Below are 22,577 nucleotides of genomic sequence, written 5' to 3' on the forward strand. Positions count from 1 at the left end.
CTAACGTTTCGGCACAAACTGCCTGAATAATTCGCGGCTCTTTAAGGGCTTGCCGCCAAGATACGGCTTGAGGGCAATCCGGGTAAAGCGTTTTGCTGCGCGCAGGGTATCCTGATCGGGAAACTCGCGCTCATACAGCGCCCGGAGCTGGCGCCCGGTAAAGGTGCTGTTGTCGATCACGATGCTGGCAATAAAGCCCTTTTCTTCGCGGTAGCGGTAGGTCATGGTGTCTTCAACTTCGTCACCGCTGCCCGCACAGTGCAGAAAATCGACCCCGTACCCAAGATGGCCCAGCAGCGCCAGTTCAAAACGCCGCAGCGCAGGCTCGGGCGTACCGGTTGCGCCAGCCAGCGCCTGGATACAGTGCAGATAATCAAAGAAAAGTTCAGAGAAGCGCGTCTCATGTTCAAGAACGCGTGAGATGAGTTCATTGACATACAGGCCGCTGTAGAGCGTGATGCCTGAGAGAGGAAGCGCCAGGGAGACGGCTTCGGCGCTGCGCAGGGTTTTAACTTCCCCTCGCCCACCAAAACGTACCAGCAGCGGCGTGAAAGGCTGTAGGGCGCCTTTCAGATTAGAACGTTTGGAACGTGCGCCTTTCGCAACAAGGCGCACGCGACCCGACTCTTCCGTGAAGACGTCCAGCATGAGGCTGGTTTCGCTCCAGGGACGACTATGCAGGACAAAGGCGCGCTGCCATCCATCCATATGCTCGTCGTCTTAAGTTACTGGTCTTCGCCGTAACCGAGGCTGCGCAGAGCACGCTCATCATCGGCCCAGCCAGATTTCACTTTCACCCACAGTTCGAGGTGAACCGGCGCTTCAAACATCTCCTGCATGTCCTTACGGGCTTCAATGCCGATGGTTTTGATTTTGGCCCCTTTGTTGCCGATCACCATCTTCTTCTGCCCTTCGCGCTCAACGAGGATCAGGCCGTTGATGTCGTAGCCACCGCGCTCGTTGGTCTGGAAACGCTCGATCTCCACCGTTACAGAGTACGGCAGTTCAGCGCCCAGAAAACGCATCAGCTTTTCACGGATGATTTCAGACGCCATAAAGCGCTGAGAGCGATCGGTGATGTAGTCTTCCGGGAAGTGATGAATCGCTTCCGGCAGATGCTTACGCACGATGCCCGCGATGGTATCCACGTTCAGGCCGGTCTCAGCGGACAGTGGAACGATGTCGAGGAAGTTCATCTGGCTACCGAGCCACTGCAGATGCGGGAGCAGGTCGGCCTTTTCCTGCACGTTATCAACTTTGTTGACCGCGAGGATGACCGGCGTTTTGCCGTCGCGCAGCTTGTTCAACACCATCTCGTCGTCCGGCGTCCAGCGGGTGCCTTCCACAACGAAAATCACCAGCTCCACGTCGCCAATCGAGCTGCTCGCCGCCTTGTTCATCAGACGGTTGATGGCACGCTTCTCTTCCATGTGCAGGCCTGGGGTATCGACGTAGATCGCCTGATACGCGCCTTCAGTATGTATGCCGACGATGCGGTGACGCGTGGTCTGCGCCTTACGCGAGGTGATAGAAATCTTCTGCCCAAGCAGATTATTCAGCAGGGTGGATTTGCCAACGTTCGGACGTCCGACGATGGCAATAAATCCGCAATAGGTCTTTTCTTCGCTCATTCCAGCTCCAGCATTTTTAACGCCTGTTCGGCGGCAGCCTGTTCAGCCTTACGACGGCTTGAACCTGTGCCCACCACCGGTTCACTCAGGCCACTGACCTGGCAATGGATGGTAAATTCCTGATCGTGCGCTTCGCCACGAACCTGCACCACCAGATAAGATGGCAGCGGCAGATGACGACCCTGCAAATATTCCTGCAGACGCGTTTTCGGATCTTTTTGTTTATCGCCCGGGCTGATTTCGTCCAGACGGGTCTGATACCAGTTCAGGATCAGCTTTTCTACGGTCTGGATATCGCTGTCCAGGAACACACCACCAATTAATGCTTCGACCGTATCGGCAAGAATAGATTCACGACGGAAGCCGCCGCTTTTCAGTTCACCCGGTCCAAGACGCAGACATTCGCCCAGTTCAAATTCGCGCGCGATTTCCGCAAGGGTATTACCCCGAACCAGCGTGGCACGCATGCGGCTCATATCACCTTCATCCACACGCGGGAAACGATGATAAAGCGCATTCGCAATCACGAAACTTAAAATAGAGTCGCCTAAAAACTCGAGACGCTCATTATGTTTGCTGCTGGCACTGCGGTGGGTTAATGCCTGTTGCAACAACTCCTGATGATGAAAAGTGTAGCCCAGCTTCCGTTGAAGCCGATTAATTACGATGGGGTTCATGCGATACCAATAAATGAATGCGTCAAAAATGCAGCACACGAAACCGACCTGAGAAAACCAACGCGGTTTCGTGTGCCGTGGCACCCTTGCAGGGCCAACCTTAAACTTCGGGGGAATATTCTATACACAACGACAGGGGATGTCGTTAGTTCGAAGAGATTTATCGGTGAAATAATTCGTGTAGCCGCTTTAATTAGCGGCTACACGTTCATTTAGTGAGAATTAATGGATTCCGCCGATACGACTCAGGCGAACACCGGTCGGCCATTCGCCTTCCTGTTTCTCAAAACTCATCCAGATGGCGGTGGCTTTACCGACCAGATTCGCTTCCGGCACAAAGCCCCAGTAACGGCTGTCCGCAGAGTTATCGCGGTTGTCACCCATCATGAAGTAATGTCCTGGCGGTACAATCCAGCTCGCCAGCTGCTGGCCCGGCTGGCGATAGTACATACCCAGCTGGTCCTGCGCGATTGGCACGGTGAGGATACGGTGCGTCACATCGCCCAGCGTCTCTTTGCGCTCAACCAGACGGATGCCGTCCTCTTTGGTTTCACCTTTCGGTACCTGGAAGAATCCGCTGGTCGCTTCACCGCCGTTACGACGGGCGAAGGTCTGCACAAAATCACTTGGCTCAACGTTTGAGTAGGTGATTGGCAGCGCGTTTTCGCATGCGGTACCGGAGCTGCAGCCCGGCTGAACGGTGACTTCTTTCGCAACCGGATCGTAAGTCACTTTATCACCCGGCAGACCTACTGCGCGCTTGATGTAGTCCAGGCGAGGATCTTCCGGATATTTGAACACCACGATGTCGCCACGTTTCGGATGACCGGTTTCGATCAGCGTTTTCTGGTAGATCGGGTCTTTAATGCCGTAGGCAAACTTCTCTACCAGAATAAAATCACCAATCAGCAGCGTTGGCATCATTGAACCTGATGGGATCTGGAACGGCTCGTAAATAAACGAACGTACCACCAGCACAATCGCCAGCACCGGAAATACCGAGGCACCCGTTTCCAGCCAGCCCGGTTTCGGGCCGACTTTCTTCAGGGTTTTCGCGTCAATCCCATCGCCAGTGGCTGCCTGTGCGGCAGCCTGACGTTCACGACGTTTTGGGGCGAAGATAAACTTATCCAGACACCACAGCAGACCTGTCACCAGGGTAGCAATGACCAGGATCAGGGCAAACATGTTCGCCATGCCAACTCCTTAGGGTTATTTGCCGTCTTTACCAACATGAAGGATGGCAAGGAATGCTTCCTGCGGCAGCTCGACGTTACCGACCTGCTTCATACGCTTCTTACCTTCTTTCTGCTTCTGCAGCAGCTTTTTCTTACGGCTGACGTCACCGCCATAGCACTTCGCCAGAACGTTTTTACGCAGCTGTTTCACGGTGGAACGCGCGATAATATGGTTGCCAATAGCCGCCTGAATCGCGATATCGAACTGCTGACGCGGGATCAGATCTTTCATCTTCTCAACCAGCTCGCGGCCACGGTACGGCGCATTGTCGTTGTGGGTGATCAGCGCCAGCGCATCCACACGCTCGCCGTTGATCAGCACGTCCACACGCACCATGTTGGAGGCCTGGAAGCGTTTGAAGTTGTAATCCAGCGACGCATAGCCACGGGAGGTGGACTTCAGACGATCGAAGAAGTCGAGTACCACTTCCGCCATCGGGATCTCATAGGTCAGCGCCACCTGGTTACCGTGGTAAACCATGTTGGTCTGCACGCCACGCTTCTCAATACACAGCGTAATAACGTTACCCAGGAATTCCTGCGGCAGCAGCATGTGACACTCTGCAATAGGCTCACGCAGTTCCTGAATGTTGTTCAGCGGCGGCAGCTTGGACGGGCTATCGACGTAGATCACTTCTTTCGAGGTGGTTTCAACTTCATAGACTACGGTCGGAGCCGTGGTGATCAGGTCCAGATCGTATTCACGCTCCAGACGCTCCTGAATGATCTCCATGTGCAGCAGACCGAGGAAGCCACAGCGGAAGCCGAAGCCCAGCGCCGTTGAGCTTTCTGGCTCGTAGAACAGGGACGCATCGTTCAGGCTCAGTTTACCGAGCGCGTCACGGAAGTTTTCGTAGTCGTCAGAACTAACCGGGAACAGACCCGCGTAAACCTGCGGTTTTACCTTTTTAAAGCCTGGCAGCGCTTTATCTGCCGGGTTACGCGCACCGGTCAGAGTATCGCCCACTGGCGCACCGAGGATGTCTTTGATGGCACAGACCAGCCAGCCTACCTCGCCGCATGTCAGCTCGGTACGGTCAACCTGTTTTGGCGTGAAGATACCCAGACGGTCGGCGTTGTAGACCTGTCCGGTACTCATCACCTTGATTTTGTCGCCTTTGCGCATGGTGCCGTTTTTAATACGCACCAGGGAGACAACGCCCAGATAGTTATCGAACCAGGAGTCGATAATCAGCGCCTGCAGCGGAGCATCCGGATCGCCTTCCGGGGCCGGAATGTCACGCACCAGGCGTTCCAGCACGTCGGTCACGCCCACACCGGTTTTCGCGGAGCAGCGCACGGCATCGGTCGCGTCAATGCCGACAATATCTTCAATCTCTTCCGCAACGCGCTCAGGATCTGCGGCTGGCAGGTCGATCTTGTTCAGAACCGGCACAACTTCGAGATCCATTTCCATCGCGGTGTAGCAGTTTGCCAGGGTCTGGGCTTCTACGCCCTGCCCGGCATCCACCACCAGCAGCGCGCCTTCACAGGCCGCGAGCGAACGTGAAACCTCATAGGAGAAGTCAACGTGGCCTGGGGTGTCGATAAAGTTCAGTTGATAGGTTTCACCATCAGCCGCTTTATAATCAAGCGTAACGCTCTGCGCTTTGATGGTGATACCGCGTTCGCGTTCCAGGTCCATGGAGTCCAGAACCTGGGCTTCCATTTCACGATCAGACAGGCCACCGCAAATCTGGATAATACGGTCAGACAGCGTCGACTTACCGTGGTCAATGTGAGCAATGATCGAAAAGTTACGTATGTTCTTCATATAGTTAAATAATTATGCCTTACGAATTCCTGGAGGCCGCTGTTCTTAGCCTGACGTTTTTCAGTGCGAAAACGCAGCATTCTACACTACATCCTCGCTACCTGGAAATGCACTTAGAGGCAGCTATAGCGTGAAGAAAGGACGTTTTCTGTTTTGGAACGTAAAAAATGATAAAGCCCGATGGATCACCGGGCCTCAGAAGAGAGCGTTTCAACACGAAGCTGGTCTGGCGCCAGCCCAACGCTGAGAATGACAGGCTGCCACTCCTCGCGTGCGGCGAGCGTCGGGGAGAGGCCTTTGGCGAGCCAGAATCCCCCCAGACCACCTAATGCGGCACCGCACATGGCGGCTCCGTCGGTGCCAAACAGCATCTGGAAAACGCCGCCCATAATAAACAGCCCGATCAGCGGAGAGAGATAGACCAGCATGGCGGAGCTGAGCAGACTGCCTTCCGCGATGCCCAGCTCTACCTTTTGCCCCGCCATCAGCGGCTGTTCACTTGGCACAGAAATCGTGTGCGATGTTTGCGGCCCGAGCTTATTCAGCACGCGGCTACCGCAGCCGGCGCGGGAGGCACAGCTATTACATGAGGCTTTTACATCGCAGCTCACCAGCGCAATGCCGTTCTGCCACGAGACTACCGTCGCCCACTCTTTGATCATTGTGCGGCCCTGAATTTAATGCTGTCGGAGATGCGCTTCGCCGTTTGCGGAGGAAGTTCACCCACAATGGTGATCTCTGCGTTATCGCGTACCGTTGTACTTACCGTACGACGACCGGTACGCAGCATTTGTTCGGCGCTGTTTGCCGTTGCGCGATTGATATTCACCGAGAAACTGAACAAACCATCGGAATAGAGGCGCGATTCCACCGGCGTTTCAATCGTTGGTAGCTGACGGCGGCTGCTGGACACTTCGCTAAACCCTTGCGGGATCCAGGCAGGTACCCAGTTGAAATTAACGGAGTCTCCTGCCGGAACAGAAAGCAGCGGCGGCAGGCTGGCCTTAGCCAGGTTCTGCATGCTGTTACCAACCTGATTGTTCACGCTGAAGGAGATAACGCGGAACTGTTCCAGCGTTTCACCGTCACGGTCGAGGAGGTCAACACGCATGGGGAGTTTGGTTTCCGCATCAATCCAGACGATATAGCTGTAACGCGTTCCGTCCCGGGCAACAACGCGAATCACCTCGCACAGTCTGTCCGCGATACGGGTACGCCCTACCGAAATAAAATCGTAGTAAGGGGCAAGCCGTTTGAAATCGGTGTAAATGAGTGACGGCAGAGAATCAACGATATAATCGCCATTCAGCGTGAAAGGTTCCAGGCCTGGCTCGAAATAGCTGATTTCATTACCACGCTGGACAACTTCCCGACGCGGGCCATCCATCTGTAAAAGCTGGGCGAGCGGCTGGTTATCAAGACGGGCATGACGATAGCGTAACGACTCGACGCCCTGCTTATTGATGCTGATAAATGCCAACTCGTAATTGAGTGACTGGCTGGCCAGATTCATTTGCTGCAACAACGCCCCGGATGATACATCAGCCGAGGCGTTGGCAGAGAAGAACAGGCTACCCGCCATCAGAGACATGGCGAACCAAAGTTGCTTCATTACTGCGATTGCGTTCCTAAAGTTTGGTTTCCGGGCACCTGCACAGCAGCTTGCTGTGTCTGGGCCTGCTCAAACTGAAGCTGTTCAGAGTGCAGACGACGCTGCAACTCGTAATCCTGCAACATCGCATTAATGCGACGGCGCTGCTCCTGAACCTGCTGTTGCTGGCCGCCGCTGGCGGAAGCATCAGCCGGTACGCCCAGGCTTACCGGGCTGGCTTTGCCCATCATCGGCAGTGTGTTAAACACTGGCGCTTCTGGCTGCTGATTAGTTTCAGACTGAGTATTATAGTGCTGGACGCCAACGATAACTGCAAGCGATACGCATGCAGCCACACCCATTTGGGTAAGCTGGCTGGCCCACGGACGCACCTTTTGCCAGAACGGCATTTTCTGCCACTGGTGAGGTGCGGGTTGAGCTTCAGGAATCAGCGGAGTGGTCTGATGAACAGGCTCATTCTCAATCGCCGCCATGACGCGGGCTGAGATATCGAAATGGAGAACCTCGCCGGTGTCACCGCGAAGGGTGTCACGGATGAGATGGTAACTCTCCCAGGTCTCTTGCATTTCGGGAGAATGAGACAGCTCGTTGAGCAGCTCACTATCAACCGTTTCACCATCCATTAAAGCGGAAAGTTTTTCTTTCTGCATGCCTAATACCTTTTCCAGTATCCCGCTATCGTCAACGCCTGATAAGCGGTTGAACTTTATTATCAATAGCTTCTCGCGCACGGAAAATTCGTGAACGTACCGTGCCGACCGGACAATCCATGATAGCGGCTATCTCTTCATAGCTCAGACCATCAAGCTCCCGTAACGTAATTGCCATGCGTAAATCTTCCGGGAGCGACTCGATCGTGCGAAAAACGATTTGTCTCAGTTCTTCTGACAACATTAAGTTCTCAGGGTTCGAAATTTCTTTCAATGCGCCACCACTTTCGAAGTTTTCGGCGTCGATTGCGTCCACATCACTTGAAGGCGGACGACGGCCCTGAGCGACCAGATAATTCTTTGCCGTATTGACCGCAATACGGTACAGCCAGGTATAAAAAGCACTATCTCCCCGGAAAGAATCCAGCGCGCGATAGGCCTTAATAAAAGACTCTTGCACCACATCAGGCACATCGCCTGACGGTACATAGCGGGAAACCAGGCTCGCCACCTTATGCTGGTAGCGCACCACCAGTAAGTTAAAGGCTTTCTGATCTCCCTTCTGGACCCGTTCAACCAGGACCTGGTCCGTTAACTGCTCGCTCATCCGAGGTAATGTCTCCCCAAACCTAAATTCCACGCGTTATCGAAACGCCACTCTAAAAATACCGCACTTTGAGCAAGCACCGAATTAGAGTGTCTGATCTTCAATAAGTTCCGTAACGCCTTTGTTTTTGTTCATCGCGCCGCAGACTGTTCATTTTCTCTCATTATAAGTCTGTTCACGATACGCACCACTTTCTGACAAGAAACATCTTTTTCCCGCCAGAAGAGTAACGCAACACAGGCTTTATTTCATCACAAAATCTGACGCTAACGATCTGCTTCGCAAAATAATTTCACTCATTTACCCTCCGTTTACCTCCGCTTACGCGTTTAGCCATTGCAACAGCCTCTAAAAAAAACGTGCGATATATCGCATTCGAGTGCTATTCTGACCCAACACTGTTTAGTAAATTAAACAACAATCATGAACACAACACCTGAACTCCATTGTGATGTACTGATCATCGGCAGCGGCGCTGCCGGTCTCTCTCTGGCGCTGCGCCTGGCCGAGCATCAAAACGTTATCGTTCTGAGTAAAGGACCGATAAGTGAAGGTTCCACGTTTTATGCCCAGGGTGGCATTGCCGCCGTGTTTGATGAGACAGACAGCATTGCTTCCCACGTCAACGATACGCTGATTGCCGGGGCCGGGATCGTGGATGCGCATGCCGCAGAGTTTGTCGCCAGCAATGCCCGCCACTGCGTGCAGTGGCTCATCGACCAGGGTGTCTTATTCGATACGCAGGTTCAACCCAACGGTGAAGAGAGCTACCACCTGACGCGCGAAGGCGGCCATAGCCACCGCCGCATCCTGCACGCAGCGGATGCCACCGGTAAAGAAGTGGAAACGACGCTGGTCAGTAAAGCGCTGAACCATCCTAATATTCGGGTTCTTGAGCGAAGTAACGCCGTCGACCTGATTATCTCAGACAAGATTGGCCTGCCGGGGACGCGTCGCGTGGTGGGCGCCTGGGTCTGGAACCGCAATAAAGAGAAGGTGGAAACCTGCCGGGCGAAGGCTGTGGTGCTGGCCACGGGCGGCGCCTCTAAAGTGTATCAGTACACCACGAACCCGGACATTGCCTCCGGTGACGGTATCGCGATGGCCTGGCGCGCCGGCTGCCGGGTGGCGAACCTCGAGTTTAATCAGTTTCACCCAACCGCCCTGTTCCACCCTCAGGCGCGCAACTTCCTGCTGACGGAAGCCCTGCGCGGTGAAGGTGCTTATCTGAAACGCCCTGACGGCTCCCGCTTTATGCCGGACTTTGACGCCCGGGGTGAACTGGCCCCGCGCGATATCGTTGCCCGCGCCATCGATCATGAAATGAAGCGTCTTGGCGTGGACTGCATGTATCTCGATATCAGCCATAAGCCAGCAGAGTTCATTCGTCAGCATTTCCCGATGATCTACGAAAAGCTGCTCAATCTTGGCATTGATTTAACGCGCGATCCGGTGCCGATTGTGCCAGCGGCCCACTATACCTGCGGTGGGGTCATGGTTGACGATCATGGTCGTACCGATGTGGATGGTCTGTATGCTATCGGTGAGGTCAGCTATACCGGGCTACACGGCGCGAACCGTATGGCCTCTAACTCACTGCTTGAGTGCCTGGTGTACGGCTGGTCAGCAGCGGAAGACATCGCGAAGCGCATGCCTTATGCCCGTGAAACAGAGCATCTGCCTGCCTGGGATGAAAGCCGGGTGGATAACCCGGACGAGCTGGTCGTGATCCAGCATAACTGGCATGAGCTACGGCTGTTTATGTGGGACTACGTGGGGATTGTGCGTACCACGAAACGCCTGGAGCGCGCCTTGCGCCGCATCACCATGCTGCAGCAGGAAATTGATGAGTATTATGCCAATTTCCGCGTATCCAATAACCTGCTGGAGCTGCGCAATCTGGTGCAGGTTGCCGAGCTGATCGTTCGCTGCGCGATGATGCGTAAAGAGAGCCGTGGACTGCACTATACGCTGGACTACCCGGATCAGCTTGCTGAATCCGGCCCCTCGATCCTCGCCCCTCAGGTTTACATAAACAGATAAAACGCCTGGGTCAGAGCAGTGTAATCTTCGGAATAACGCTGGTCTGGCCCACGGATCACCATTCGGTCATTAAAGCATTCACCCTCTTTTGGCGAGAGCGCCAGCAGCACGCGGTGCGGCAGTCGTCCTTCCGTATCCGAAATATCGGTACGCAGCCGTAACGTCCAGCCGATCTCCTGCGCGATACCGATGAACGTGTTGCCGGTACTCTCAGGCAGGACCACGCAGAAAAAACCTTCTTCGGAGATGAGTTCCGCCGCACTGATGAGCAGCGCTTTATGATCGAGGGAGCCGGTATAACGCGCCTGTTCACGCTCGGGTGTCCCGCACTCAACGCCGGGCTCGTAGTAGGGAGGGTTACTGACGATCAGATCGTAACGCGCGGTTTGTTCAGGTGCCCAGGCCAGCACATCTGCGCATTCCACCTTCATTCGGGCTGCCCAGGGAGATTCGGCCATATTGTCACTCGCCTGCTCTGCGGCCTGAGCATCCAGTTCGACGGCATCGATGGTGACATGTTCTTCCGTACGCTGCGCCAGCATCAACGCCACCAGCCCGCTGCCGGTACCGATATCAAGAATACGCTTAACACCTGCGACAGGCGCCCACGCTCCCAGTAAAATACCGTCTGTACCGACCTTCATGGCACAGCGATCGTGAGCGACAAAAAATTGTTTAAACGTAAAACCATCGCGGCGCAGCTGCGCTTTGAGTTGAGACATGTCAGGGCAACCTTCTAAGTGAAACTGGAGTAGCATAGGGGAAAGCGAAGTGGCCGAAAAGCGATATCCATACAAACAGATGAAGATTACAGCCGTAACGTCTATAATCAGCGCCCCACACAGAGGTAGAACATGACTGTAACGACTTTTTCCGAACTTGAACTCGATGAAAGCCTGCTCAATGCACTTGAGAGCAAAGGCTTTACACGCCCGACCGCCATTCAGGCAGCGGCCATTCCGCCTGCGCTTGAGGGCCGCGATGTGCTCGGTTCTGCGCCAACCGGCACGGGGAAGACAGCAGCCTATTTGCTGCCTGTGTTGCAGCATCTGCTCGACTTTCCACGTAAAAAATCTGGCCCGCCGCGTATTTTAATCCTGACGCCTACGCGCGAACTGGCCATGCAGGTTGCCGATCACGCGCGTGAACTTGCGGCAAATACCCATCTGGATATCGCCACCATTACCGGCGGCGTTGCGTATATGAACCACGCCGAAGTGTTCAGCGAAAACCAGGACATCGTCGTTGCGACGACGGGCCGCCTGCTGCAGTACATTAAAGAAGAGAACTTCGACTGCCGCGCGGTTGAAACGCTGATCCTCGACGAAGCCGACCGCATGCTGGACATGGGCTTCGCACAGGATATCGAGCACATTGCCGGGGAAACACGCTGGCGTAACCAGACGATGCTGTTCTCTGCCACCCTCGAAGGGGAAGCGATCAAAGACTTCGCAGAGCGTCTGCTGGAAGATCCAGTTGAAGTGTCAGCGACGCCGTCCACCCGTGAGCGTAAGAAGATCCACCAGTGGTACTACCGCGCGGACAACCTCGAGCACAAGGTCGAATTGCTGAAACATCTGCTGAAGCAGGAAGATGCGCTGCGCACAATCGTGTTTGTGCGTAAGCGCGAGCGCGTGCACGAGCTGGCTGAAATGCTGCGTAACGCCGGGATCAACAACTGCTATCTTGAAGGCGAGATGGCGCAGATCAAGCGTACTGAAGGCATTAAGCGCCTGACCGATGGCCGCGTTAACGTGCTGGTTGCCACCGACGTTGCCGCTCGCGGGATCGACATCCCGGACGTCAGCCACGTCATTAACTTCGATATGCCGCGCAGCGGCGATACCTATCTGCACCGTATTGGCCGTACCGGCCGCGCGGGCCGCAAAGGTATTGCTATCTCACTGGTTGAAGCACATGACTACCTGCTGCTGCAGAAAATTGGCCGCTATGTTGACGAGCCGCTGAAAGCGCGCGTTATTGACGGCTTGCGCCCAACCACACGTGCGCCGAGTGAAAAAATGACGGGTAAACCGTCTAAGAAAGCGCTCGCGAAACGTGCTGAGAGAAAAGAGAAAGAAAAAGAGAAACCGCGCGTGAAGCAGCGCCACCGCGATACCAAAAATATTGGTAAGCGCCGTAAGCCAAGCTCTGCCGCACCAGAGACGAAAACTGAAGAGTAAAAAAAGCCGGGGAAATCCCCGGCTTTTTTATTCCCCCCTGCTGAAGCCGTTACAGGCTTTCAGTAAAGGTACGGGCGATAACGTCGCGCTGCTGTTCTGGAGTCAGTGAGTTAAAGCGAACCGCATAGCCGGACACGCGGATAGTCAGCTGTGGGTATTTTTCAGGGTGCTCAACCGCGTCCATCAGCGTTTCGCGGCGCAGTACGTTTACGTTCAGGTGCTGACCACCTTCGACGCGCACTTCCGGTTTCACTTCCATTGGAATTTCACGGTACTCGATTTCGCCCAGTTTGCTCACCGGCACGATTTCATCTTCAGCAAAACCCGCTTTCGCAACGACACAGCGCGCTTCGTTTTTCTCGCTGTCCAGCAGCCAGAAAGAATTGAGCAGATCGTCATTTGCAGCTTTAGTAATCTGGATACCTGTAATCATGTGTTGCCTCCCTAGGCTACATTAACTGATGTCGGCCTCTCGCGGCCAATTGGTAAAACCATTGTTTCTTGTGTGTATATATATCATTCACACTCCGGTGATTTATTGATTTAAATCAACAAAAACACCAACCACATAAAGAGTGTGGTTTGAATTTATTGTTTTAGATCAATTTCACAACCTTACCAATTCAACTTGTACTGCATCTTTTCAAAATAAATTTAGCCACTTAGCGCACATTTCAGCGTGTAATTTTGCTCACCGGGGTTAAACAGGTAAGCTAGTCACAGATTGAGATTCGCAGGAGAGCGAGATGACAACACCTTTAACCTGGCATGACGTGCTGGCAGAAGAAAAACAGCAGCCTTATTTTATCAATACGCTCAGCACCGTTGCCGCTGAGCGTCAGTCCGGACAGACGATTTACCCGCCGCAGAAAGATGTGTTCAACGCCTTTCGCTACACCGAACTGAGCGATGTGAAAGTGGTCATTCTGGGCCAGGATCCCTATCACGGCCCGGGCCAGGCGCATGGGCTGGCGTTTTCCGTCCGTCCGGGCGTGGCGATCCCCCCTTCTCTGCTCAACATGTATAAAGAGCTTGAGGGAACCGTGCCAGGTTTTACCCGGCCAAACCACGGCTACCTGGAAAGCTGGGCGCGTCAGGGCGTGCTGTTACTGAATACGGTGCTTACCGTACGGGCGGGCCAGGCGCACTCACACGCCAGCCTTGGGTGGGAGACCTTTACCGATAAAGTCATCAGCCTTATCAACGAGCATCGTGAAGGGGTTGTGTTTTTACTCTGGGGATCGCATGCGCAGAAGAAAGGGGCGATTATTGACCGTCAGCGTCATCACGTGTTGAAAGCACCGCACCCGTCACCGCTGTCTGCACATCGCGGTTTCTTTGGCAGTAATCATTTTGTTCTGGCGAATGAATGGCTGGAAAAACGTGGCGAAACGCCGATTGACTGGATGCCTGTGTTACCGGCAGAGAGCGAGTAGGATTTGAATGTGCCGGGTTAGACCCGGCACACTAAGAGGCTTATGCCTTGTTCTGACGCCACCACTCGGCCAGCAGCACGCCGGTCGCAACGGATACGTTCAGACTTTCCACGTTGCCTGTTCCGTCGATAGAGACGCTCAGATCCGCACTCGAGAGCGCCGCGTCAGACAGACCATCACGTTCCTGACCTAATACCAGCACCATTTTACGCGGCAGCGTCGCTTTAAACAGCGGCGTACCGGCATGGCTCGAGGTGGTCACGATGGAATAGCCCGCTTTACGGAACTGCTCAAGGGCATCCAGAACGCTGTCGCCGGTGATCGGCTGTACGTGCTCGGCTCCGCCTTCCGCAGTACGGATCGCGGCGCCGGACTCCAGCAGCGCGGCATCCTGCAACAGCACGCCTTTCACGCCAAAGTGCGCGCAGCTGCGCATCATTGCGCCCAGGTTGTGCGGGTTACCCACATCTTCCAGCGCCAGCACGCAGTCATCGGCATCCGCCTGGCTGACCCACTGCTGCACGGTCGTGCCGTTACGTTTTTTGATCAGGAAGCAGACGCCACCGTGGTGTTCAGTACCGGAGGCTTTGGTCAGCTCGGCATCATCCACGACGTGGTAGGCTTTACGGTTCGCGGCCATCCAGCGCAGTGCTTCTTTAAAGCGCGGAGTCACGCTCTGGATGAACCAGGCGCGGACGATACACTCAGGACGGCTCTGGAACAGCGCCTGGCAAGCATTCTCACCGTACACGCGGGTCTCTTCCGCACGCTGACGGCGCAGCACTTCCGGATCGATAAAGCTTTTACCGCTGATACCGCCGTGATCGGCTTTTTCCGGCGTCTCATCGCCAGGGGCGCGAGAAACGGTGCGCCACGGGGAGCCGTTATCGCGTGAGAAGTCATCACGCGGACGATCGTCGCGTGGACGGTCACTACGTGGGCGGTCGGAACGCGGACGGTCATCGCGTTTGCGATCGTCACGTTTGCGGTCATCACCGCGGGAATTTCTGTCATCGCGGGCGGGGCGACGGCCACCGTCTGCACGAGAAGACGCCGGACGCCCGCCACCTTTTCCGGTACGCGGATTTTGGGTGCGTTTATCAGAGTCATCATCACTGCGGACATACATCACTTTGACCTTGCCGCTTTTGTTTTTCATTTCGTCGTTCATGCTTTTCTCCACCAGCGCTGCGCGAAGCGCGCAGATTACCCGATGTGCCAGCGCATAGCCATAATTTCGTACAAAAGCCTGTGACTATTGTTCTCATTGAATAAAACGCATTGTTGTTTCAAACAGGCTCATTGATAATATGTAACATATTAGAAACATTATCGGCGTTCTGCCGCTGTCCCACGGCTCTATCAGAGGTTAGTTATGAATACCGTATGTGCCAACTGTCAGGCTCTTAACCGCATTCCGGACGATCGGATGGAAGATGGTGCGAAATGCGGACGTTGTGGCCATGAATTATTTGATGGCGAGGTCATTAATGCGACGGGTGCTACGCTGGACAAACTCCTCAAGGACGATCTTCCTGTCGTGATCGATTTCTGGGCGCCATGGTGCGGCCCATGCCGTAGCTTCGCGCCGATCTTCGAAGACGTGGCCGAAGAGCGCAGCGGAAAAATACGCTTCGTGAAGGTCAATACCGAAGCCGAACCCGAACTGAGCGCCCGTTTTCGTATTCGCAGCATCCCGACCATCATGATTTTCAAAAATGGTGAAGTGATCGATATGCTTAACGGTGCGGTTCCAAAAGCACCTTTTGAAAGCTGGTTAAACGAGTCGCTGTAACATTCACGGGGCACATCTTGTGCCCCGCTCCCGCCTCTGCGAAAATAGTGTTTTTCCTGCATTTCGCCCATGACTGATAACGCTGTTCTTCAATTACGCGCCGAACGCCTTGCGCGCGCTACCCGACCGTTCCTCGCCCGAGGCAACCGTATTCGCCGCTGTCAGCGCTGTCTGCTGCCGCTGAAGGTTTGTCTGTGCGAGACGCTGGCCCCGAGTACGGCGGAGAGTCGTTTTTGTCTGGTCATGTTCGATACCGAGCCGATGAAACCCAGCAATACGGGGCGTCTTATCGCCGATATTCTGCCGGATACCGCCGCGTTTCAGTGGTCCCGTACGGAGCCGCCTCAGGCCCTGCTCGATTTAGTGGCAAGCAAGGACTATCAGCCGATGGTCGTTTTCCCCGCGTCATACGCAGGTGCGGATCGCCAGGTGCTTTCAGTGCCGCCATCCGGCAAACCACCGCTGTTTATTATGCTGGACGGCACCTGGACCGAAGCGCGAAAAATGTTTCGCAAAAGCCCGTATCTCGACGCACTGCCGGTGATTTCTGTCGATCTTTCCCGCGTCTCCGCCTACCGCCTGCGTGAAGCGCATGCTGACGGGCAATACTGCACCGCTGAAGTAGCCATTGCGCTTCTGGATTTAGCGGGAGATACCGCTGCGGCTGGGGCTCTTGGTAACCATTTCTCATGCTTCCGGGAGCGCTATCTGGCGGGAAAAACAGTTCATAAGGGCAGCGTCACAGCAGCCGAGACGGAAAGCGTTTAAAATCATCAGGTCGCTTGCATTCACAGGAGGCCTGCATGAGCCAGCGAGGGTTAGAAGCGCTACTTCGTCCTAAATCCATTGCCGTCATTGGCGCATCAATGAAACCGGATCGTGCTGGCTATCTGATGATGCGTAACCTGCTGGCCGGGGGGTTTAATGGCCCCGTTATGCCCGTCACGCCGGCGTATAAGGCGGTTCAGGGAGTGCTTGCATGGCCTGATGTACAGAGCCTGCCTTTCGTGCCGGATCTTGCCGTACTCTGTACAAACGCAAAACGTAATCCGGAACTGCTGGAATCGCTCGGCAAGAAAGGCTGTAAAACCTGCATTATTCTCTCGTCCCCCCCTGAACAGAAAGCCGAGCTTCTGGCCTGCGCCAGCCGCTATCAAATGCGTATTCTTGGGCCAAACAGTCTGGGCCTGCTCGCCCCCTGGCAGGGGCTGAACGCCAGTTTCTCTCCGGTTCCGATCCGCAAAGGCAAACTCGCGTTTATCTCGCAGTCGGCTGCGGTATCGAACACCATCCTTGACTGGGCGCAGCAGCGCGAAATGGGATTTTCCTATTTCATTGCCCTTGGCGACAGTCTGGATATCGACGTTGATGAGCTCCTGGATTTTCTGGCGCGCGACGGTAAAACCAGTGCGATCCTGCTTTATCTTGAGCACCTCAGCGACGCGCGTCGTTTTGTCTCGGCTTCGCGAAGCGCGTCGCGCAATAAGCCGATCCTGGTGATCAAAAGCGGACGCAGCCCTGCGGCACAGCGTCTGCTGCATTCGCATTCCGGCATGGATCCCGCCTGGGACGCCGCCATCCAGCGCGCGGGGTTGCTGCGGGTACAGGATACGCACGAGCTTTTTTCCGCCGTTGAGACCTTAAGCCATATGCGCCCGTTGCGCGGCGAGAAGTTAATGATTGTCAGTAACGGTGCAGCCCCTGCGGCACTCGCCCTGGATGAGCTGTGGCGGCGCTTCGGCAAGCTGGCAACGCTGAGTGAAGAGACGCTGCAGCGCCTGAAAGATGCGCTTCCGACCAGCGTGACGCCCGGCAATCCGCTTGATTTGCGCGATGATGCCAGCAGCGAGCGCTATATCAAGGCAATTTCCATTTTGCTGGATAGCCAGGATTTCGATGCGCTGATGATTATCCACTCCCCCAGCGCGGTCGCGCCGGGCAGCGAAAGCGCGCGCGCGCTCATTGACGCCGTGCACAACCATCCGCGAGGCAAATATGTCACCCTGCTGACCAACTGGTGCGGTGAGTTTTCTTCGCAGGAGGCTCGGCGCTTGTTCAGCGAGGCCGGGCTGCCAACCTACCGCACGCCGGAAGGCACCATCACCGCCTTTATGCATATGGTGGAATATCGCCGCAACCAGAAACAGCTGCGTGAGACGCCGGCTTTGCCCGGGAATCTGACGGCGAACACCGTCGACGTTCACCGGTTGTTGCAGCAAGCCATTGAAGAAGGCGCGACGTCGCTGGATACGCATGAGGTCCAGCCCATTCTGGGCAGCTACGGGATGCAAACCCTGCCGACCTGGATCGCCAGCGACAGCGCTGAGGCCGTGCATATTGCCGAGCAAATTGGCTATCCGGTTGCCCTGAAGCTGCGCTCTCCGGATATCCCGCATAAGTCTGATGTTCAGGGGGTGATGTTATACCTGCGAACGGCGACTGAGGTGCAGCAGGCCGCCGATGCCATTTTCGATCGGGTCAAAATGGCCTGGCCGCAGGCAAGGATCCACGGATTGCTGGTGCAAAGCATGGCCAACCGCGCAGGCGCTCAGGAATTACGGGTGGTGGTCGAACACGATCCCGTCTTTGGCCCGCTCATCATGCTGGGAGAAGGTGGCGTTGAGTGGCGTCCGGAGGAGCAGGCCGTGGTCGCTTTACCGCCGCTGAACATGAACCTGGCGCGTTATCTGATCATCCAGGCAATTAAAAGTAAAAAGATCCGTGGCCGGAGTGCGCTGCGTCCGCTTGATATTGCCGGGTTAAGTCAGTTCCTGGTGCAGGTGTCTAACCTGATTGTGGATTGTGCCGAGATCCAGCGGCTGGACATTCATCCGCTTCTCGCCTCCGGCAATGAGTTTACGGCGCTGGACGTGACCCTGGATATCGCGCCCTTCGAAGGAGACAGAGAGAGCCGTCTGGCGATCCGCCCGTATCCCCTGCAGCTGGAGGAGTGGGTTGAGATGAAGAATGGGGAACGCGCCTTGTTCCGCCCTATCCTGCCGGAAGATGAGCCCCAGCTGCGGGCTTTTATCTCTCAGGTCACGAAAGAGGATCTTTATTATCGCTATTTTAGCGAAATCAACGAATTTACCCACGATGATTTAGCCAATATGACCCAGATCGACTACGATCGAGAAATGGCGTTTGTTGCCGTTCGCCGCTCCGAAAAAGGAGATGAGATCCTCGGCGTCACGCGTGCGATTTCTGACCCGGATAACGTCGATGCGGAGTTTGCGGTGCTGGTGCGCTCCGATCTTAAAGGCCTGGGTCTGGGAAGACGGCTGCTGGAAAAACTCATCAGTTATACGCGAGATCACGGATTGTTACGCCTCAATGGCATTACTATGCCTAACAATCGCGGTATGGTGACCCTGGCGCGAAAACTTGGGTTTGACGTTGATATTCAGCTGGACGAAGGTATTGTGGCTTTGTCCCTCAGTCTGACATCAGCAGACAAACGCGAGTAAGCTACTGGAAATGTTACCCACTTTGGACGGGACTGGTGGTATCATTGTCCGCTTATGTTGTTTGCATGGTACAGACAACCCTTCAATGAACAGAGAAGAAACGCACTGTGATGTTGTCAAAATTTAAGCGTAATAAACATCAACAACACCTTGCTCAACTACCGAAGATTTCTCAGTCAGTTGATGATGTAGAGTTCTTTTACGCTCCCGCTCATTTTCGGGAGACGCTTCTGGAAAAGATTGCCAGCGCCACGCGACGCATTTGTATTGTGGCGCTTTATCTTGAACAGGATGAAGGCGGGCGCGCGATCCTGAACGCGCTCTATGAAGCCAAACGTCAGCGGCCGGAACTGGATGTTCGCGTGCTGGTCGACTGGCATCGCGCTCAGCGTGGCCGTATTGGCGCTGCCGCGTCAAACACCAATGCCGACTGGTATTGCCGCACGGCGCAGGAAAATCCTGGCGTTGATGTGCCTGTTTATGGCGTCCCGGTGAATACCCGTGAAGCGCTCGGCGTTCTTCATTTTAAGGGGTTTATCATTGATGACAGCGTGCTTTACAGCGGCGCAAGTCTGAATGATGTTTACCTTCATCAGCTCGATAAATATCGCTACGACCGCTACCATCTGATCCGTAATCCGCAGATGGCCGATATCATGTTCAACTGGGTTGATAAAAATCTGGTTCATGGCCGCGGCGTTAATCGTCTTGACGATCCCGAGCGCCCTAAAAGCCCGGAAATCAAAAACGATGTTCGCGCCTTCCGCCAGGAGCTGCGTGATGCGGTCTATCATTTCCAGGGTGATGCGAACAACGAAGAGTTATCCGTTACCCCGCTGGTAGGGCTCGGCAAATCAAGCCTGCTGAACAAAACGATTTTCCATCTGATGCCGTGCGCGGAGCAGAAACTCACCATCTGTACGCCGTACTTCAACCTTCCTGCCGTGCTGGTGCGTAATATCATTCAGCTGCTGCGCGACGGTAAAAAAGTGGAAATCATCGTGGGTGATAAAACGGCAAACGACTTCTTCATTCCTGAAGATCAGCCGTTCAAAATCATCGGTGCGCTGCCTTATCTCTATGAGATTAACCTGCGCCGTTTCCTGAGCCGTTTACAGTATTACGTCAACACTGACCAGCTGGTTGTGCGTCTCTGGAAAGACGAAGATAACACTTACCATCTGAAAGGAATGTGGGTCGACGATGAGTGGATGCTGCTGACCGGTAACAACCTGAACCCACGCGCGTGGCGACTGGATCTGGAAAACGCTATCCTGATCCATGACCCGCAGCATGAGTTAGCCGCAAAACGTGAACGTGAGCTGGAGCTGATTCGCACCCACACGACAGTGGTTAATCATTACCGAGAACTGCAGAGCATTGCCGATTACCCGGTGAAAGTCCGCAAGCTTATCCGCCGCTTACGTCGTATCCGTATCGACCGACTTATCAGCCGTATTCTGTAATATCCAGGCCCTGCCACCCGCAGGGCTTTTTTATGGGGCCCGTTGATGCGTATTCCTCTGTTACTGAGCGTCTTCTTTCTGAGCGGCTGTAGCCATATGGCCAACGATAGCTGGTCCGGACAGGATAAAGCACAGCATTTCCTCGCTTCTGCGATGTTGTCCGCAGCTGGTAATGAATATGCGCAGCATCAGGGATACAGCCGGGATCGTAGCGCGGCGATAGGGCTGATGTTCTCAGTAGGTCTTGGGGCATCAAAAGAACTGTGGGATAGCCGCCCCGCAGGGAGCGGCTGGAGCTGGAAAGATTTCGCCTGGGATGTCGCCGGCGCAACGACCGGCTATGCCGTGTGGCAGATGGCGCGCTATTAAAGTCGAATACCTTTCCCTTTGCGATGCAGCATCAGGGAAACAACGAATGCCAGTGCGCCCATTATCGTTACGTACCAGAAGAATGTCGTTTCACTTCCCCATGATTTAAGCGACAACGCAACGTACTCCGCCGATCCGCCAAATAGCGCATTAGCCACCGCATAAGAGAGCCCTACCCCTAAAGCACGTACCTGCGCCGGGAACATTTCAGCTTTCAGTATCCCGCTGATAGAGGTATAGAAACTGACAATCACCATCGCCAGCATCACCAGTGCAAACGCGGCATAGGGCGAAGTCACATGCTGAAGGGCAGACAGAATAGGTACGGTACATAATGCCGACAGCCCGCCAAAAATCAGCATCGACGTACGTCGACCGATTTTATCCGAGAGCGCACCGATAACGGGTTGTATGAGCATAAAGACAAACAGCGCAACGGTCATGACTACGCTGGCGACATTTGCGTGCATGCCGGTAGTGTTCACCAGGTACTTCTGCATATAGGTGGTGAACGTGTAGAAACTGAGAGAGCCGCCCGCAGTAAAGCCAAGCACCATAAGGAAAGCTTTGCGGTTACGCCATAACCCTTTGAATGTTCCCGCCTCCTTCAGCATCCTGACCTCTTTCTGAGAGGTTTCATCTAGCTGACGGCGTAGCCAAAGTGCAACGACCGCCAGTACAGCGCCCATCGCGAAAGGAATTCGCCATCCCCAGGCATGAAGCTGTTCGTCCGTCAGAATCTGCTGCAGGATCACCACCACAAGAATGGCCAGCAGCTGACCACCAATCAGCGTGACATACTGGAATGAGGCGTAAAAACCTTTACGGCCTTCCAGTGCAATCTCACTCATGTAGGTCGCACTGGTACCGTATTCACCACCCACCGATAATCCCTGGAACAAGCGGGCCAGTAAAAGTAGCGCCGGTGCCCAGGTGCCAATTGATTCATATCCCGGTAAGCAGGCGATCACCAGCGAGCCAAAGCACATCATGCACACCGAGATCAGCATAGAGGCCTTACGCCCGCGACGATCCGCAATACGGCCGAACAGCCATCCCCCGATGGGTCGCATCAAGAAGCCTGCGGCGAAGACTCCTGCCGTTTGTAGCAGCTGCGTGGTGGTGTTGCCGGAGGGGAAGAAAATATGTGCAAAGTAGAGTGAACAGAATGAGTAGACGTAAAAGTCGAACCATTCAACCAGATTCCCTGAAGAGGCGCTGATGATTGCCCATACCCTTCTTCGGGTATCACTGTGAGCCAGCGTCCCGTTTGATGTCATGCTTTCTGTCATTGTGATTATGCTCCTGCCATAAACTGCGGCGTATTGAGCCAGGAGACTCAATAACCTCGTAAATGAAATGTTATAATTTTGTTATAAACCACATTGAGACAGAGATCACACATTCCATTAGCAGGATAAGGGATTAAGACAAAAGCCAGAGTGGGAAAGACAAAAGCAAAAAACCCCGCACCTTACGGTACGGGGTTCTTCTTAATTGATGCCTGGCAGTTCCCTACTCTCACATGGGGAGACCCCACACTACCATCGGCGCTACGGCGTTTCACTTCTGAGTTCGGCATGGGGTCAGGTGGGACCACCGCGCTAAAGCCGCCAGGCAAATTCTGTT

At 54.6% G+C, this 22,577-nt stretch carries 22 protein-coding genes and 1 rRNA gene; 8 read left to right on the forward strand and 15 right to left on the reverse strand.

Features of this window, described 5'->3' with window-relative positions; genetic code table 11:
- The 10 genes from recO to rseD form a co-directional block, all read right to left on the reverse strand.
- A complete protein-coding gene (gene recO, locus BM007_RS18230) occupies positions 1 to 708 on the reverse strand; it encodes a DNA repair protein RecO (RefSeq protein ID WP_023333058.1) in 708 nt (235 codons plus the stop codon).
- A 17-nt stretch (positions 709 to 725) separates the two neighbouring features.
- Positions 726 to 1,631, reverse strand: coding sequence for a GTPase Era (gene era / locus BM007_RS18235; protein WP_024908621.1), 906 nt, complete (start codon positions 1,629 to 1,631; stop codon positions 726 to 728).
- Entirely contained in the window at positions 1,628 to 2,308 is a 681-nt protein-coding gene (rnc, locus tag BM007_RS18240) for a ribonuclease III (RefSeq protein WP_003860711.1), read from the reverse strand. The genes era and rnc overlap by 4 nt, the downstream gene beginning before the upstream one ends.
- A 222-nt stretch (positions 2,309 to 2,530) precedes the next feature.
- Positions 2,531 to 3,505, reverse strand: coding sequence for a signal peptidase I (gene lepB, locus BM007_RS18250; RefSeq protein ID WP_024908620.1), 975 nt, complete (start codon positions 3,503 to 3,505; stop codon positions 2,531 to 2,533).
- Between the two features lie 15 nt (positions 3,506 to 3,520).
- Complete coding sequence (gene lepA / locus BM007_RS18255) at positions 3,521 to 5,320, reverse strand: translation elongation factor 4 (RefSeq protein WP_024908619.1); 1,800 nt, start codon at positions 5,318 to 5,320, stop codon at positions 3,521 to 3,523.
- A gap of 185 nt (positions 5,321 to 5,505) precedes the next feature.
- Positions 5,506 to 5,982 carry a SoxR-reducing system protein RseC gene (gene rseC, locus BM007_RS18260; protein WP_032653064.1) on the reverse strand — a complete coding sequence of 159 codons (477 nt, stop codon included), beginning with the start codon at positions 5,980 to 5,982 and terminating at the stop codon, positions 5,506 to 5,508.
- A complete protein-coding gene (gene rseB / locus BM007_RS18265) occupies positions 5,979 to 6,932 on the reverse strand; it encodes a sigma-E factor regulatory protein RseB (RefSeq protein WP_023308851.1) in 954 nt (317 codons plus the stop codon). Before rseB ends, rseC begins: the two co-directional genes overlap by 4 nt.
- Positions 6,932 to 7,582 carry an anti-sigma-E factor RseA gene (gene rseA / locus BM007_RS18270; protein WP_008502186.1) on the reverse strand — a complete coding sequence of 217 codons (651 nt, stop codon included), beginning with the start codon at positions 7,580 to 7,582 and terminating at the stop codon, positions 6,932 to 6,934. Before rseA ends, rseB begins: the two co-directional genes overlap by 1 nt.
- Positions 7,583 to 7,613: 31 nt before the next feature.
- Complete coding sequence (rpoE, locus tag BM007_RS18275; RefSeq protein WP_006176728.1) at positions 7,614 to 8,189, reverse strand: RNA polymerase sigma factor RpoE; 576 nt, start codon at positions 8,187 to 8,189, stop codon at positions 7,614 to 7,616.
- Positions 8,186 to 8,269 carry a rpoE leader peptide RseD gene (gene rseD, locus BM007_RS23565; protein ID WP_223605340.1) on the reverse strand — a complete coding sequence of 28 codons (84 nt, stop codon included), beginning with the start codon at positions 8,267 to 8,269 and terminating at the stop codon, positions 8,186 to 8,188. Before rseD ends, rpoE begins: the two co-directional genes overlap by 4 nt.
- Before the next feature lie 343 nt (positions 8,270 to 8,612).
- Between rseD and nadB the strand changes: the two genes are divergently transcribed.
- The gene (gene nadB, locus BM007_RS18280; RefSeq protein ID WP_090420242.1) at positions 8,613 to 10,232 is read left to right on the forward strand and encodes an L-aspartate oxidase; all 1,620 of its coding nucleotides are present in this window, start codon (positions 8,613 to 8,615) and stop codon (positions 10,230 to 10,232) included.
- Here the strand turns inward: nadB and BM007_RS18285 are convergent.
- Positions 10,217 to 10,954, reverse strand: coding sequence for a tRNA(1)(Val) (adenine(37)-N(6))-methyltransferase TrmN (locus tag BM007_RS18285; protein ID WP_032640235.1), 738 nt, complete (start codon positions 10,952 to 10,954; stop codon positions 10,217 to 10,219). The two genes, nadB and BM007_RS18285, sit on opposite strands and share 16 nt — an antisense overlap.
- Positions 10,955 to 11,086: 132 nt before the next feature.
- Between BM007_RS18285 and srmB the strand changes: the two genes are divergently transcribed.
- Entirely contained in the window at positions 11,087 to 12,415 is a 1,329-nt protein-coding gene (srmB, locus tag BM007_RS18290) for an ATP-dependent RNA helicase SrmB (protein ID WP_023344704.1), read from the forward strand.
- A gap of 49 nt (positions 12,416 to 12,464) precedes the next feature.
- Here the strand turns inward: srmB and grcA are convergent, their stop codons facing one another.
- The gene (gene grcA, locus BM007_RS18295) at positions 12,465 to 12,848 is read right to left on the reverse strand and encodes an autonomous glycyl radical cofactor GrcA (RefSeq protein ID WP_008502190.1); all 384 of its coding nucleotides are present in this window, start codon (positions 12,846 to 12,848) and stop codon (positions 12,465 to 12,467) included.
- A 313-nt stretch (positions 12,849 to 13,161) separates the two neighbouring features.
- Here grcA and ung point away from each other — a divergent pair, with 313 nt between their 5' ends.
- Positions 13,162 to 13,851 carry a uracil-DNA glycosylase gene (gene ung, locus BM007_RS18300; RefSeq protein WP_023333064.1) on the forward strand — a complete coding sequence of 230 codons (690 nt, stop codon included), beginning with the start codon at positions 13,162 to 13,164 and terminating at the stop codon, positions 13,849 to 13,851.
- A 40-nt stretch (positions 13,852 to 13,891) separates the two neighbouring features.
- On the opposite strand, the gene BM007_RS18305 is transcribed toward ung, so the two are convergent.
- Positions 13,892 to 15,022: a tRNA/rRNA methyltransferase gene (locus BM007_RS18305; protein WP_032648656.1), complete on the reverse strand. Its 1,131-nt coding sequence runs from the start codon at positions 15,020 to 15,022 to the stop codon at positions 13,892 to 13,894.
- A 204-nt stretch (positions 15,023 to 15,226) separates the two neighbouring features.
- Between BM007_RS18305 and trxC the strand changes: the two genes are divergently transcribed.
- From trxC to BM007_RS18335, 5 genes are all read left to right on the forward strand, one after another.
- Positions 15,227 to 15,646 (forward strand): thioredoxin TrxC, encoded by a 420-nt coding sequence (gene trxC / locus BM007_RS18315; protein WP_024908614.1) that lies wholly within the window; start codon positions 15,227 to 15,229, stop codon positions 15,644 to 15,646.
- A gap of 69 nt (positions 15,647 to 15,715) precedes the next feature.
- Complete coding sequence (locus BM007_RS18320; protein WP_032648653.1) at positions 15,716 to 16,414, forward strand: tRNA-uridine aminocarboxypropyltransferase; 699 nt, start codon at positions 15,716 to 15,718, stop codon at positions 16,412 to 16,414.
- A 35-nt stretch (positions 16,415 to 16,449) separates the two neighbouring features.
- Positions 16,450 to 19,113, forward strand: a complete 2,664-nt coding sequence (pat, locus tag BM007_RS18325; protein WP_032648652.1) for a bifunctional acetate--CoA ligase family protein/GNAT family N-acetyltransferase — start codon at positions 16,450 to 16,452, stop codon at positions 19,111 to 19,113.
- 110 nt (positions 19,114 to 19,223) lie between these two features.
- A complete protein-coding gene (pssA, locus tag BM007_RS18330) occupies positions 19,224 to 20,579 on the forward strand; it encodes a CDP-diacylglycerol--serine O-phosphatidyltransferase (RefSeq protein WP_023333068.1) in 1,356 nt (451 codons plus the stop codon).
- Positions 20,580 to 20,624: 45 nt separating this feature from the next.
- Positions 20,625 to 20,948 carry a YfiM family lipoprotein gene (locus tag BM007_RS18335; RefSeq protein WP_090420245.1) on the forward strand — a complete coding sequence of 108 codons (324 nt, stop codon included), beginning with the start codon at positions 20,625 to 20,627 and terminating at the stop codon, positions 20,946 to 20,948.
- Here the strand turns inward: BM007_RS18335 and BM007_RS18340 are convergent.
- Both BM007_RS18340 and rrf read right to left on the reverse strand, forming a co-directional pair.
- Positions 20,945 to 22,240, reverse strand: coding sequence for an MFS transporter (locus BM007_RS18340; RefSeq protein WP_024908610.1), 1,296 nt, complete (start codon positions 22,238 to 22,240; stop codon positions 20,945 to 20,947). The two genes, BM007_RS18335 and BM007_RS18340, sit on opposite strands and share 4 nt — an antisense overlap.
- A gap of 210 nt (positions 22,241 to 22,450) precedes the next feature.
- A 5S ribosomal RNA gene (gene rrf, locus BM007_RS18345) occupies positions 22,451 to 22,566 on the reverse strand.
- Positions 22,567 to 22,577 lie beyond the last annotated feature (11 nt).

The sequence above is a fragment of the Enterobacter sp. NFIX59 genome, from assembly GCF_900113755.1.
Classification (GTDB): Bacteria; Pseudomonadota; Gammaproteobacteria; order Enterobacterales; family Enterobacteriaceae; genus Enterobacter; species Enterobacter pseudoroggenkampii.

Excerpts from the sequence above, each read along its gene's own strand:
- rpoE (WP_006176728.1), bottom strand. The coding sequence starts at position 8,189 with ATGAGCGAGCAGTTAACGGACCAGGTCCTGGTTGAACGGGTCCAGAAG.
- pat (WP_032648652.1), top strand. The coding sequence starts at position 16,450 with ATGAGCCAGCGAGGGTTAGAAGCGCTACTTCGTCCTAAATCCATTGCC.
- rseC (WP_032653064.1), bottom strand. The coding sequence starts at position 5,982 with ATGATCAAAGAGTGGGCGACGGTAGTCTCGTGGCAGAACGGCATTGCG.
- era (WP_024908621.1), bottom strand. The coding sequence starts at position 1,631 with ATGAGCGAAGAAAAGACCTATTGCGGATTTATTGCCATCGTCGGACGT.
- lepA (WP_024908619.1), bottom strand. The coding sequence starts at position 5,320 with ATGAAGAACATACGTAACTTTTCGATCATTGCTCACATTGACCACGGT.
- BM007_RS18335 (WP_090420245.1), top strand. The coding sequence starts at position 20,625 with ATGCGTATTCCTCTGTTACTGAGCGTCTTCTTTCTGAGCGGCTGTAGC.
- srmB (WP_023344704.1), top strand. The coding sequence starts at position 11,087 with ATGACTGTAACGACTTTTTCCGAACTTGAACTCGATGAAAGCCTGCTC.
- BM007_RS18305 (WP_032648656.1), bottom strand. The coding sequence starts at position 15,022 with ATGAACGACGAAATGAAAAACAAAAGCGGCAAGGTCAAAGTGATGTAT.
- BM007_RS18340 (WP_024908610.1), bottom strand. The coding sequence starts at position 22,240 with ATGACAGAAAGCATGACATCAAACGGGACGCTGGCTCACAGTGATACC.
- BM007_RS18285 (WP_032640235.1), bottom strand. The coding sequence starts at position 10,954 with ATGTCTCAACTCAAAGCGCAGCTGCGCCGCGATGGTTTTACGTTTAAA.
- rseA (WP_008502186.1), bottom strand. The coding sequence starts at position 7,582 with ATGCAGAAAGAAAAACTTTCCGCTTTAATGGATGGTGAAACGGTTGAT.
- BM007_RS18320 (WP_032648653.1), top strand. The coding sequence starts at position 15,716 with ATGACTGATAACGCTGTTCTTCAATTACGCGCCGAACGCCTTGCGCGC.
- trxC (WP_024908614.1), top strand. The coding sequence starts at position 15,227 with ATGAATACCGTATGTGCCAACTGTCAGGCTCTTAACCGCATTCCGGAC.
- rnc (WP_003860711.1), bottom strand. The coding sequence starts at position 2,308 with ATGAACCCCATCGTAATTAATCGGCTTCAACGGAAGCTGGGCTACACT.
- pssA (WP_023333068.1), top strand. The coding sequence starts at position 19,224 with ATGTTGTCAAAATTTAAGCGTAATAAACATCAACAACACCTTGCTCAA.
- ung (WP_023333064.1), top strand. The coding sequence starts at position 13,162 with ATGACAACACCTTTAACCTGGCATGACGTGCTGGCAGAAGAAAAACAG.
- nadB (WP_090420242.1), top strand. The coding sequence starts at position 8,613 with ATGAACACAACACCTGAACTCCATTGTGATGTACTGATCATCGGCAGC.
- grcA (WP_008502190.1), bottom strand. The coding sequence starts at position 12,848 with ATGATTACAGGTATCCAGATTACTAAAGCTGCAAATGACGATCTGCTC.
- recO (WP_023333058.1), bottom strand. The coding sequence starts at position 708 with ATGGATGGATGGCAGCGCGCCTTTGTCCTGCATAGTCGTCCCTGGAGC.
- rseB (WP_023308851.1), bottom strand. The coding sequence starts at position 6,932 with ATGAAGCAACTTTGGTTCGCCATGTCTCTGATGGCGGGTAGCCTGTTC.
- lepB (WP_024908620.1), bottom strand. The coding sequence starts at position 3,505 with ATGGCGAACATGTTTGCCCTGATCCTGGTCATTGCTACCCTGGTGACA.